14 protein-coding genes and 2 riboswitches are annotated in these 12,542 nt (G+C 40.1%); of the genes, 4 read left to right on the top strand and 10 right to left on the bottom strand.

Annotation, left to right across the window (positions count from 1 at the left end):
- Positions 1-117 precede the first annotated feature (117 nt).
- Positions 118-282, bottom strand: a riboswitch (M-box (ykoK) riboswitch).
- Between the two features lie 133 nt (positions 283-415).
- The 6 genes from C9414_RS20185 to C9414_RS09865 all read right to left on the bottom strand — a co-directional run bounded on the left by C9414_RS20185 (position 416) and on the right by C9414_RS09865 (position 4,451).
- Positions 416-556, bottom strand: a complete 141-nt coding sequence (locus C9414_RS20185) for a hypothetical protein (RefSeq protein WP_180272400.1) — start codon at positions 554-556, stop codon at positions 416-418.
- A gap of 76 nt (positions 557-632) precedes the next feature.
- Positions 633-1,151, bottom strand: coding sequence for a PepSY domain-containing protein (locus C9414_RS09885; protein WP_039178030.1), 519 nt, complete (start codon positions 1,149-1,151; stop codon positions 633-635).
- A 93-nt stretch (positions 1,152-1,244) separates the two neighbouring features.
- Entirely contained in the window at positions 1,245-1,934 is a 690-nt protein-coding gene (locus C9414_RS09880) for a PepSY domain-containing protein (RefSeq protein ID WP_047203018.1), read from the bottom strand.
- 66 nt (positions 1,935-2,000) lie between these two features.
- Positions 2,001-3,350, bottom strand: coding sequence for an ATP-binding protein (locus C9414_RS09875; protein WP_099663197.1), 1,350 nt, complete (start codon positions 3,348-3,350; stop codon positions 2,001-2,003).
- Between the two features lie 3 nt (positions 3,351-3,353).
- Positions 3,354-4,040, bottom strand: a complete 687-nt coding sequence (locus C9414_RS09870; protein WP_039178024.1) for a response regulator transcription factor — start codon at positions 4,038-4,040, stop codon at positions 3,354-3,356.
- Between the two features lie 207 nt (positions 4,041-4,247).
- Positions 4,248-4,451 carry a helix-turn-helix transcriptional regulator gene (locus C9414_RS09865; protein ID WP_039178022.1) on the bottom strand — a complete coding sequence of 68 codons (204 nt, stop codon included), beginning with the start codon at positions 4,449-4,451 and terminating at the stop codon, positions 4,248-4,250.
- A 752-nt stretch (positions 4,452-5,203) separates the two neighbouring features.
- Here C9414_RS09865 and C9414_RS09855 point away from each other — a divergent pair.
- The 3 genes from C9414_RS09855 (at position 5,204) to guaD (ending at position 9,516) form a co-directional block, all read left to right on the top strand.
- Complete coding sequence (locus C9414_RS09855) at positions 5,204-6,163, top strand: S8 family peptidase (RefSeq protein ID WP_039178019.1); 960 nt, start codon at positions 5,204-5,206, stop codon at positions 6,161-6,163.
- A gap of 112 nt (positions 6,164-6,275) precedes the next feature.
- Positions 6,276-6,467, top strand: a riboswitch (cobalamin riboswitch).
- A 150-nt stretch (positions 6,468-6,617) separates the two neighbouring features.
- Positions 6,618-8,906, top strand: coding sequence for a 5-methyltetrahydropteroyltriglutamate--homocysteine S-methyltransferase (gene metE / locus C9414_RS09850; RefSeq protein ID WP_107163554.1), 2,289 nt, complete (start codon positions 6,618-6,620; stop codon positions 8,904-8,906).
- Between the two features lie 139 nt (positions 8,907-9,045).
- Complete coding sequence (gene guaD / locus C9414_RS09845; protein ID WP_047203021.1) at positions 9,046-9,516, top strand: guanine deaminase; 471 nt, start codon at positions 9,046-9,048, stop codon at positions 9,514-9,516.
- Positions 9,517-9,553: 37 nt separating this feature from the next.
- Here the strand turns inward: guaD and ohrB are convergent, their stop codons facing one another.
- Complete coding sequence (ohrB, locus tag C9414_RS09840) at positions 9,554-9,970, bottom strand: organic hydroperoxide resistance protein OhrB (protein ID WP_107163553.1); 417 nt, start codon at positions 9,968-9,970, stop codon at positions 9,554-9,556.
- A gap of 161 nt (positions 9,971-10,131) precedes the next feature.
- Here ohrB and C9414_RS09835 point away from each other — a divergent pair, with 161 nt between their 5' ends.
- A complete protein-coding gene (locus C9414_RS09835; protein ID WP_107163552.1) occupies positions 10,132-10,578 on the top strand; it encodes a MarR family winged helix-turn-helix transcriptional regulator in 447 nt (148 codons plus the stop codon).
- 34 nt (positions 10,579-10,612) lie between these two features.
- On the opposite strand, the gene C9414_RS09830 is transcribed toward C9414_RS09835, so the two are convergent.
- The 3 genes from C9414_RS09830 to C9414_RS09820 form a co-directional block, all read right to left on the bottom strand.
- Positions 10,613-11,041, bottom strand: a complete 429-nt coding sequence (locus C9414_RS09830; protein WP_024424643.1) for an organic hydroperoxide resistance protein — start codon at positions 11,039-11,041, stop codon at positions 10,613-10,615.
- A 170-nt stretch (positions 11,042-11,211) separates the two neighbouring features.
- Positions 11,212-11,346 (bottom strand): hypothetical protein, encoded by a 135-nt coding sequence (locus C9414_RS09825; protein WP_024424642.1) that lies wholly within the window; start codon positions 11,344-11,346, stop codon positions 11,212-11,214.
- Complete coding sequence (locus C9414_RS09820) at positions 11,336-12,472, bottom strand: Rap family tetratricopeptide repeat protein (protein WP_107163551.1); 1,137 nt, start codon at positions 12,470-12,472, stop codon at positions 11,336-11,338. The genes C9414_RS09825 and C9414_RS09820 overlap by 11 nt, the downstream gene beginning before the upstream one ends.
- Between the last annotated feature and the right edge of the window lie 70 nt (positions 12,473-12,542).

Genomic DNA, 12,542 nt, shown 5'->3' with positions numbered 1-12,542 from the left:
TTTGACATACTCTCTATGTGTCTCGAATCGGGATGATCCATCCCCACACCTCCTTTTCTCATAAAAAAGCACCTTCAACCGAATGAAGGCGCTTTGTAAGCATGACAAAATAAACACTTGCTCCTTCAATCGTAGAGCTTTAGCACTGTATGGCATAGGATAAAATCCAGCTGCATTAAAAATCACCTTATGTCGATGATTTCTGTTGACCCATTGGCGTCTTTGGACATTTTTGGGCAGCAGCGTATCTCCATACAGGAGCCTCACCTAACGAAGTCTCATATTGTTAACACACTGAGATTACAGAAAAAGCGGAATGATGTCAATAAGCAAGATGCCAAGTATTCTTATGTATTCGCTTACTTTTAAAAAAAAAAGCGATGGACAGCTCTTGCCATCGCCCTTTCCTGTCTTTTTATTCCTCTTCCGGCTGATTCATATCCTCTTGGGAGAGGAGATGAAAGGAATCATGCAAAAACAAAGCATATCCTTCTCCATCAGGATGCGGAACGTATTCCGCATAATCCATTGTCTGCTCTTCTTCTTTTTTCTTCATATTCTCTCGCCTCCTTTCCCGTAGTTTGTCCCAATGAAAAAACCTTACACATGAAAGTGTAAGGTTTGGTGATGGCTTAATCATCCCATTCTTGCTTCAGGATTTTGCCCGTTTTAGCGGAAATCTCAAAATCAACTTCTTCGCCGCTTGGTGTTGTGATTTCAACTTCATAGATGTACACACCATTTTCTTTATCTAGATCAGAATCGGTGACTGTGCCTTTTACTTTTGCAAGAGCAATTTTTTCAGCTTGTTTTTTCGTGATCTTCACATTCTGTTTCTTTTCTTTGACTGGATCATTCAGCGCTTTTCCAGTTTTTGCATCGACATATACTTTATATTCAAAGCCGCCTTTTTTAATCTCGACCTCATACACCCATTTTCCTTTTTTACGCTCAAGATCCACATCGTCTACATAGCCTTTCACCACTTTTAAGGCTGCTTTTTCAGCTTGTTTCTTTGAAACAAAAGACGATTTCTTTTGCACGACTTGCTCGGCGTTTGCTGTTTGATTTGTATTTTGTGCTTGAAGTGTGAAACCACCTGCGACAAGAGTTCCCGTTAATGCTGTAGCTACTAGTACTTTTTTCATCATGTTTATTTCCTCCTCTTTTTGATTTCTTCTATATCTTAAGAAAACAAGATGATAAAGGAAGGAAAGAAACATGAGAATATCATGAGAAAAGGATTAGTTTTCGTACGTAATGCCCTCAATGTCTCCTGTATAGGCGTTCACAAGCACCTCTGCCTCTCTGCCGTCAGGCAAATCCAGCTCCACCTCAAATACGAGCATACCGCTGAATGTTTCAAGATCGGCATCATCCACTGTTCCGCCAACTTCTTTGACGGCAATTTGGATCGCTTCCTCGACAGTGATTTTTGTGAGCTTCTTTTCTTTAGAGGTTGGTTTTTTCTTTTCTGCTTCAAGCACCTTGAATGACTGTTTGTCGACCTCAACTTGATATAATTCTTTTTTTGATTGGATGGTAAAAATAAAACGATCTGACGTCTCTTTTTTTTGAATGACGGTTCCGCTCACCTTTTTAACAGCCGCCTCTTCTGCCTGGAGCTCAGCATTTTTTTCATTCGGCTTCTGATAGCTTTTTAACTGTCTAATTTCTTTCATTTGACCGCTTGCAGAAGATGCAATGATTTGGTAAATGCCATTTGCATTTTCCAGCGTCAATGTATAGTCCTGTTTATGGTTGATTAAATCAATATGAGTAATGTTTCCATTGTAGTCTTTTGCGATCATTTTTTTCATTTCTGCTTCACTTAATATTTTATGATCAATGGTTTGGATCATGAGCATTGCAAAGGCCGCAAGAATTGCAAGACATCCTGCGAGCGCAAGCACCATTTTCGTTTTTCTAGACATGCAGCGCCTCCTTCCTATTTCCTATTTTATAAGGAGGAAATGAGAAATTGATGAGAAAAGACCCATTCATTTCTGAAAAAGAATGGTCATGGCTGTCCCTTCGCCGATACGGCTGTCTACCTTCAGCTCGGCCCCATGTTCTTCTGCAATTTGCTTCGCAATTGAAAGACCAAGTCCGGTTCCACCCGTCTCGCTATTTCTCGCTTCATCCACACGGAAAAAGCGGTCAAAGATTTTCGGCAGATCCTCTTCTTTTATACCGATTCCTTGATCAATCACTGAAATAAATGGCTTGTCTCCTGCCCATCCGCAGGTCACATCAACTGGCTCTCTACTATATTTGACCGCATTATCAATTAAGATGGTCAAAAGCTGTTTGATTTTCTCTTCGTCTCCTTCTGCGATCAGCGGCTGATCTGCCTGCACATGGAATTGAATCGTTCGATTGGTGGCCACTTCAAGTGTATGACATAGCTGCTTGCACAAATGACCAAGATCAACCGGCTTCATATCCAAGTATAACGGCTGACCGTTTTTCGCCAATGTCAGTAATTGATCTGTCAGTCTTTTCATTTTTTTCGCTTCATCATGAATCGCTTGGGAAGATTCTTCTACAACCTCTGGACGTGTTTGCCCCCAGCGTTTTAGTAAATTGCTGTAGCTCATAATGACGGTAATCGGAGTCTTTAATTCATGAGAGGCATCATGCAAAAATTGCTGTTCTTTTTCATAATGCTTCTCGAGAATCTCGGACATTTCATTAAAGGTTTGTCCCATTTGATATAGTTCATCCTTTGAATCGCCTGTTAATTCAATTCGTTTAAACGCCTTCTCTTTCATACTTGCCTTCATGGTACTCGTTATTCTGCTAATCGGCCGTACAATTTGCTTTGTTAACACGTGGCCTGCAAAATAGGAAAGCACAATAAACAAAACGCCGGTTGTGATTAAAATCATTTTTAATAACGCTAAGTTCTCTTCCGTATTTTCGATTTCTTCATATACTTGAAGCGACATAATCTCACCATTTGTCCAAATGACCGGAATAGCAGCGAACGCAACCATATGCTTATTGTATTCTTTGATTTCAGCCGTCTGGCCAGATTCGTATGTAAAAGGCAGTGAGCTAAACGTTGATTCCTTTGTGACAGTCAGTTTTGACTCTCCCGATTCTGTCACGACACGGATCATGCCATTTTGAGGCAGGTACGCCTTCAGCAGCTCCGAGGACGGAAGACCCTCTTCCTCTGATTTTTTTAAAGCAATGGCAATATTTTCAGCCACCTCAGACAAACGGGACATATCTTTTTGCGTCAAGGTCATCGAAAAAATAAAATAAATGGCTGTATGAAACAAGAGCACCATTAAAAACAAAGACAACGACGTATAAAGCTGAATCTTATTTTTTAATCTCATTCTTTATCCTTTCATCACATAACCCACACCTCTCACTGTGTGAATCAGCTGTTTTTCGAATGGGTAATCGATTTTTTTCCTTAAATAACGGATATAGACATCAACCACGTTTGTATCACCGAAATAATCAAAACCCCAAACCGCTGTTAAAAGCTGATCTCTTGTGAGCACTTGCTGCTGATGGTTCAGTAAGTGGACAAGCAGATCATATTCTCTCGGCGTGAGTTCAAGCATTTGCCCAGCCCTTTGTATTTCTCTTGTTTTCTCGTTGACCGTTAAATCTGCTATGCTCAGCTCTGTCTCCTTTTCTTCTTGTGCATGTATATTCAACCTTAGCTGCGCGCGAATTCGTGCTAATAATTCTTCTATGTCAAAAGGTTTTGTTATATAATCATTCGCCCCAAGATCGAGCCCGCTTACCTTATCAGGGACACTCCCCCTTGCTGTAATCAAAATAATAGGTGTCGCTGTATTTGTCTTTCGAACCCTTCTCAGCACTTCAAGACCACTTAACTCTGGAAGCATGACGTCAAGTAGCACCAAATCGAAGCTGTCTTCTTCAAGAGCCTGAAGGCCGGCCATTCCTGTCTCTTTGACTGTCACCTCATATCCTTCATATTCAAGTTCAAGTGACAGCACCCTTGCGATTTTCTTTTCATCTTCGACTACGAGTATCTTCCCTTTGTTCATCTCTATCTCTCCTATCTGAAAGGCAAGCTTGTCTTTCCATTATTATATGTTGCCTTTCTCATTTGGAACAGTCACAATCTTCACATCTATTTTTTCATAAAAGAAGAAATATATTGAATGAAGTTTTTTTAACACAGTAACCGCACATCAATTGAAAGGAAATAAACCGGCTAACCACTCAAAAAAAGACCTCATCTTGAGGCCTGTTTACTTTTTTATAGGTCTGCTGACAAAGAGCTGATCTACTGAAGTTCCTAAAACAAAAGCTATGTCAAAAGCTAATTGCAAAGTGGGGTCATATTTATCATTTTCGATCGCATTAATGGTTTGTCTCGACACCTTACAAAGTTTAGCTAATTCTTCTTGAGACAATTTATTAGATTTTCTTAGCTCTCTAATATGATTCTGCATTTAATCACCATATTTTTTTCTGTAAATGAGGAATGTGAATACATATATTATTGAAACCACAGACAGGAACGCGATAGGTGAAATCCCAATACCCTGATTTGAGTTCCCTTGAATCGTTAGAAAAATATTTTGTGCGACTTCTAATAAAAGCATACCGAAAACCACAATAAACGCATAAGATTGAGCTTTCGAGTAAATAAATCTCTTTCGTTCATCACCCTTTTGAATCATCGAAGTGATCAAAATGAACAATCCGATCAATAATATTATAACTGAATAGACAACCTTTACGTAATCCAATCTTTAGTCCCCTCCCAAATAAAATGTCAAATACTCTTTACATTTATAATCATAGCATTAGTCCCTTAAATGTCAAATACTTTTTACATTTCTTATTCTTTATAAAATTATCATTGAAAAGCAATAATCTACTCTCATGGTTTATCTATTTTCTTCTCTTCTTTCATCTATTGATTCTTTTTCAATCTGCCTATTTTAGTTCTATTCACCCATTTTCATCTGTACAGGTGCAACCTCACTATGCAGCATTTCCTTCTTTTTCATATGATATCAAGAGTTTTCTTCAAAAGGTGAGCTCTTTCGTCAATAAGTGAGGAGAAATGCACTTTTGATAATAGATTGTTTATTTGAAAAATTATTACAATTGACCCTTTCCGATCAAAAGTTTCTTTTATACAATAACATTACGCAGCCTGAATCTACTTTGAAAACAAAATAAGGAGGGCTTTCTTATGAAAGGTGAAATTCGCTTAATTCCGTATGAAGTAAAAGCCAATGTGATGGAAGCGAAAGAGACGCCGGAAAGTATTCAGGAGATAAAAGCACCCGAACTTTGGTCAAGTGGCTTCAAAGGAAAAGGCATAACCATTGCTGTCCTTGATACAGGCTGTGACACAGAGCATCCCGACTTAAAAGATCAGATTATCGGAGGAAAGAACTTTACCGATGATGACGATGGAGATGCTGAAAATGTCAAAGACTACAATGGGCATGGTACCCATGTAGCAGGAACGATTGCCGCAACAGATCAAAATGGCGGAATTTTAGGGGTTGCCCCTGAAGCCAAGCTGCTCATCGTGAAAGTTCTTGGCGGTGAAAATGGCAGCGGAAAATACGAATGGATCATTGATGGCATCAACTATGCTGCAGAGCAGAAGGTTGATATTATCTCTATGTCTCTCGGTGGTCCAAGCAATGAGCCAGCCCTGCAGGAAGCCATTCAAAATGCGGTAAAAAGCGGTGTGCTTGTTGTATGCGCAGCAGGAAATGAAGGGGACGGGGACGAGCGTACGGAAGAGTTCTCCTACCCAGCAGCATACAATGAGGTCATTGCCGTCGGTTCTGTTTCCCTTGCTAGAGAATCCTCTGAATTTTCTAATGCCAATAAAGAAATCGACCTCGTCGCTCCAGGAGAAGACATTTTATCCACTCTCCCTAATCATAAATATGGCAGGCTCACAGGGACTTCAATGGCTGCCCCTCACGTAAGCGGTGCACTAGCCATTATTAAAAATGCCGAAGAAGAAGCGTTCCAGCGCAAGCTGACAGAACCTGAGATCTATGCTCAGCTTGTCAGAAGAACTCTTCCATTAAAACAGTCGAAAGCCCTTGTAGGGAATGGATTTTTATATTTAACTGCGCCTGATGTCCTTTTAGAAAAAACATTGGAAGCAGATCTTTTATCTCTATAGCTTAAATAGAGGTCCTGAGAAAAGTAAGAATTTTCTCAGGATTTTTTTAATTAAAATTATTCAAAATTTACTTTGACGAAATGAAGTGAACGTTATATAATCGAACACAATAAATTCATAGTTTGAGAGTCGGTAATTCGATTACACGTCGAATTTTAATTGGGAAGACCGGTGAAAATCCGGCGCGGTCCCGCCACTGTGAGTGAGGAGAGCTTTTCTCATGAATCCACTGTCATTAGGATGGGAAGGATGAAAAGCTTGCAGATTCACCAGCCAGGATACCAGCCGCTCTATCACATCAAACCCCCTACGGTTGATAGGAGATGTCGGAAAAGCGTCAGTGATACTCACGCCTTATTTCGCACACACATTTTGTCTTTTAAACCAGACATTTACCTCATCAATCTTGATCATGAGCGTAAATGTCTTTTTATATTTAGAGGAGGAATTGGAATTGACAATTGTTAAAACAAGTAATCTAGGCTTTCCGCGAATTGGTTTAAACAGAGAATGGAAAAAAGCACTTGAGTCTTACTGGAAAGGTCAAACAGACCGCGAAACCCTCTTAGGCACACTGGATGAACAATTTTTAACTGCCATTAAAACACAAATCGATCAACAAATTGATGTTGTTCCTTCTGGAGACTTTACCTTCTATGATCACGTGCTGGATACTGCTGTTATGTTCAATTGGATTCCAGAGCGCTTCCGCAGCTTAAAAGACCCGCTAGATACATACTTCGCGATGGCAAGAGGAACAAAAGATGCCGTCTCAAGTGAAATGACAAAATGGTTTAATACAAACTATCACTACATCGTTCCAGAATACGAAAAAAGCACAGAATTTAAACTCACACACAACAAACCGCTTGAAGCTTACGAAAAGGTGAAAAAGGCATTTGGTGTTGAAACAAAACCAGTTGTACTCGGTCTTTATACATTTGTCTCACTTTCTAAAGGTTATGAAGCAAATGAAGTGAAAGAAATTCAGCAGCGTCTAGTACCGCTTTATACGCAGCTTTTAAAAGAACTTGAAGAAGCCGGCGTCAAATGGGTTCAAATTGATGAACCTGCACTTGTCACAGCTTCAAGTGAAGACGTAAAATCTGTAAAAGAAATTTATCAAACGATCAAAGAAGCCGTACCTGGCTTGAACATTCTTCTTCAAACCTACTTTGATTCAGTAGATGCGTATGAAGAGCTTGTCACATATCCTGTTGAAGCAATCGGTCTTGATTTTGTCCATGATCAAGGGCGCAACCTGGATCAAGTGAAAAAGCACGGCTTCCCGAAAGATAAAATTTTAGCAGCTGGCATCATTGATGGAAGAAATATTTGGAGATCAGATCTTGGGGAAAGATTATCCTTTATTTCTGAAGTCATTGCTGACGTTCAGCCGAAAGAAGTGTGGCTGCAGCCATCAAGCAGCTTACTGCATGTACCAGTTGCCAAACACCCAAGTGAACAGCTTGAAGAAAAACTATTAAACGGACTATCTTATGCCACTGAAAAGCTGGGTGAATTGACATTATTAAAAGAAGGTTTAACAAAAGGAGCAGCTGCCATTGATGCCGACATTAACGAAGCAGCACAAGCACTTCTTACCTTAAAAGAGTTCGCAAAAGGAACAAATGCGGATCTAACAGCGGAACGCAACAATCTTTCATCGAAAGATTTTAAACGTCCAGTTGCCTTTGAAGAACGCCTGCGTATCCAAAACGAATCTCTTGAGCTCCCGCTTCTTCCAACCACAACGATTGGCAGCTTCCCGCAGTCTGCCGAAGTGCGCAGTGCTCGTCAAAAGTGGCGCAAAAATGAGTGGACAGATGCAGAGTATGATGAATTTATTAAGAAAGAAACAAAACGATGGATTGATATTCAAGAAGAAATTGGCCTGGATGTGCTCGTACATGGAGAATTTGAACGGACAGACATGGTTGAATACTTCGGTGAAAAGCTAGCCGGATTTGCCTTTACAAAATTTGCTTGGGTACAATCCTATGGATCACGCTGCGTGAAACCGCCAATCATTTATGGAGATGTAGAGTTTACAGAGCCAATGACAGTGAAAGAGACAGTTTACGCACAAAGTTTAACAGAGAAAAAAGTTAAAGGAATGCTGACAGGACCTGTTACCATCTTAAACTGGTCTTTCCCAAGAACGGATATCTCTCGTAAAGACATTGCTTTCCAAATCGCTTTCGCTTTGCGTAAAGAGGTAGAAGCTTTAGAGGCAGCTGGTATTCAAGTGATCCAAGTGGATGAGCCTGCGCTAAGAGAAGGACTTCCGCTCAAAGAAAGTGATTGGGCAGAATATTTAAACTGGGCAGCAGAGTCATTCCGTTTATCCACATCATCCGTTCAAAATGACACACAAATTCATACACATATGTGCTACAGTAACTTCGAAGATATTGTCGATACGATCGAAGACTTGGATGCTGACGTGATTACAATTGAACATTCACGCAGTCATGGCGGATTCCTCGATTACTTAGAAAAGCACCCATATTTGAAAGGGCTTGGACTAGGCGTTTATGACATCCATAGCCCGCGCGTTCCATCTGTTGAAGAAATGAGCGAAATCATTGATGATGCGCTGAACGTTTGTCCAACTGATCGGTTCTGGGTGAATCCGGATTGTGGGCTAAAAACTAGACAAGAGCCTGAAACCATTGCTGCTTTGAAAAACATGGTCACAGCTGCTGAAGTCGCTCGTAAAAAGCTGGCGCAGCACGCATAATCGAATGCCTCTCCCCTGCTGAACGTGGCAGGGGTTTTTTATGTGCAAATTGGCCTGTTCGATCTTCTACTATGACGATTTCTTTTCTAGCATGATTCGTTTATACTAGAGAAGTCAGTCGAACAAAGGGAGGAAGACAATGAATCACGAAGATTTTTTACAACGCGCAATTGATCTTGCAGTAGAAGGAGTCAATAGTGGTACTGGCGGCCCTTTTGGAGCAGTCATTGTCAAGGATGGTCAGATTATTGCAGAGGGAAGCAACAATGTGACAACGAGTAATGACCCTACCGCACATGCAGAAGTCACAGCCATTCGCAAAGCGTGCCAAACTCTACATACATACCAATTAGAAGATTGCACTCTATACACAAGCTGCGAGCCTTGTCCGATGTGCCTTGGCGCTATTTACTGGGCTAGACCAAAAGCTGTGTATTTCGCTGCTGGACATCAGGATGCAGCGGATGCTGGTTTTGATGACTCGTTTATTTATGAAGAAATCAACAAAGAATACGAATCAAGAAATATACCATTTTACAAGCTGACACCTCAAAAAACCCTTGCGCCATTTGAAGCATGGGAAACATACGATAAAAAGAAAGAATATTAAAAAAAGACACCTGCTCGTAAGCAGGTGTCTTCTACTATTACTCCGCCACTTCAAGCTCTACTTCAATGTTCCCTCTTGTTGCTTTTGAATATGGACAGAATTCATGTGCAGCATGGACAAGCTCTTTCACTTTGTCATGATCATAACCTTTCGCAGACACAATCAGCTTTACGCCAAGCTTAAAGCCGCCGTCGCTTTCATCTTTTAAAAGACTGACATGTCCTTCTACTTCCGATTCAATTTCTATCCCTTGCTTCTTGGCTACCTGTTCAAGTGCTCCTCCGAAACAAGCTGCATAGCCTGCTGCAAATAATTGCTCTGGGTTTGTACCAGTCTCTCCATCTTTCTTTGCGTTAGGCATGACAATATTATGATCGAGCACACCATCTTCTGAACGAACATGTCCAGCTCTTCCATGCTGCGCCTTTACTTTTGCTGTGAATAATGGTTTCATCTTCATCTCCTCCTTTATCTATTGATCCTTTTCACGTTCTATTCATTTCTCAAACATTTATCGCACATTGAAGAATTTTTCATTTTTCGTCTGTATTTATTTTAAAAAGGAAGAAAATCTTATACAATGATAAGTATGACAAAAAATAGTTGGTGACTGACATGACAAATGAATTTGAACATATGAAGCTGGAAAATCAGCTTTGTTTCTTGTTATATGCAAGCTCACGAGAGATGACGAAGCAGTATAAACCGTTATTAGAAGAATTAAACATTACGTATCCGCAATATTTGGCACTGCTTTTATTGTGGGAGCATGGAACATTAAATGTGAAAGCGATGGGAGAGCTTCTCTATTTAGACTCCGGTACACTCACACCCATGCTGAAACGAATGGAGCAAAACGGACTCATTATCCGAGAACGCTCGAAAGAGGATGAGCGGTCTGTGCAAATTCGTTTAACGGAATATGGAGAACAGCTAAAAGAAAAGGCCACTGCGATTCCGTTTCACATGCTGACTGGGACAGGCAGATCAGAAGAAGAGCTAAAAATACTGCGCGCCTCTTTACATGAGCTTTTGCAAAATTTAACACAACCAAAAGGCTGAGGGAACATTCCCTCAGCCTTTTATTGATGTCTAATTATTGTGCGACAGCTACTAGTTCTACTTCGATATTTCCTTGAGTTGCTTTTGAATATGGACATACACCGTGTGCTTTATGAACAAGTTCTTCTAATGCTGACTGCTCAATGCCAGTTCCCTTTACTTCTAATTGAACGCCTAGTTTGAAGCCGCCATCTGAACTGTCTTTTAATAAACTGACATGTGCTGTTACTTCACTTTCAAAACGGATACGCTCTTGTCTTGCTACCATTTGAAGGGCTGAATCAAAACATGCAGAGTAGCCTGCTGCGAATAATTGCTCTGGATTTGTTGCTTTTTCAAGTTTTTTTGCTCTTGGTGTTCCAGGCATTGCTACATCATGCTCAAGTACACCATCTGTTGAAACAACCTTTCCTTCTCTTCCTCCGACAGCTGATACCGTTGCTGTAAATAAAACGTCTGACATGAATATAACCCTCTTTCTCTCCAATAATATTTTCTACAATTAAATTGTACACAATTTAAATTGCAGAGTCAATCAATAAATACTCTTTTTTAAGTTTTCCTCCCTGAACCCTTTTTATGAGCATGTCCCAAAATTTTTAGACATGAAAAAAAGCCCTTTAACAAGGGCTTTTAGATCGTGTCATGCTGCGGATTCGGTTGTTCTAGCGTATGGTTTCTGTTATCTGGATCGGCATTTGCTGCTGCCAGCCACAATGCCATGATGGTGATGCTTGTACAGACGACTGCCCATTTTTTAAAATTCATATAAACAATCCCCTCTCTGAATATAGATTCGAGCATGTTCCGCTTCCCCATAGAACATGGAAGATTTTTCATAATCCCCCATTTCATTATAATACTTTGCGGTATCTAATGCCAGCTCCTCTATATCAGGATATGCATAGGCAGACTCTAAAAAATGGAAAATTCGTTTAATATGCTCAGCATCTTGTCTTAAATACAATGCTTCTAGAAATATGGTTTTCTGAATATGAATGTCATCTTGAAGAGCTTCTGCTCGCTTCATACATTCTTCTCTGTAGTGTAATGCTTCTTCGTGTTTTCCTTGTTTGTATAATATCTGAGCGGCTGTATAAAGAGGGTCTATAGATCGACGAAGATGATCGGATTGATTTTGATCAAATAACGAGATGGATTCTTTCATTAATTCGAGTGCGCGGCCCAAGTCTCCCATTCGGTAATAACTGTTGCCCATATTAAATAAAGAGGAGGCAATAAAACGCACATTCTGAAACTCTCTTGATCTCGCAAGTGCTCTTTCGAGATGTGGTAATGCTTTTTCATGCCTTCTCATATCATCGTAGTTACCGGCCACAATAAATTGACACTGAATGGTACGAAGCGCATACAGTTCATGCTGAACATAAACATCCAGCGCTAGTTTAGCATGGTGCATCGAGATATGTGTTTGTTTCATGTGATAATATATTTCTGACATTTTAAAATGAAATTCTGCACGTTCAATATCATCTGATACAAAAGAAAGCTTATGCTCTGCCTTTTGATAAGACGATATGGCAGCAATATACTCCCTCCGTCCGAATTCATACATGCCTCTGAAAAAATGATAGTAGTATTCAAGCATGCCTGTGACATGCGTTTGATGCTCATCTATTTCTTTCGAAAGCTCGGAAAAGTTGGCGCGAAGCTTTCCTTCCTTTAATGGCTTTAAATAATCGAGCATGACCTCATGCCGAAATTCCATTAAAGAAAAATAGAGAAGCAAATTCTGATCTTCTTCCATTGAATCAAGAGAGGTGCGAATTTCCTGTTTTAACTGTTCTGCTTGTTCTGAATCAAATCTGCGGATTAATTCATACCACTTGTTGATTTTCACTCCAATATCCGAAGAGGGAATGATTTTCGCCATACGTTGCCTTCTCCAATCTTCTCAAAATATAAAACATTACCATATTTTATCATACTTGACCGGAGAAATA

It is taken from the genome of Bacillus sp. Nf3 (genome assembly GCF_003028545.1).
Classification (GTDB): Bacteria; Bacillota; Bacilli; order Bacillales; family Bacillaceae; genus Bacillus; species Bacillus safensis.
The sequence above is the reverse complement of the archived record's forward strand: the minus strand, read 5'-3'. Positions and strand labels throughout refer to the sequence as shown.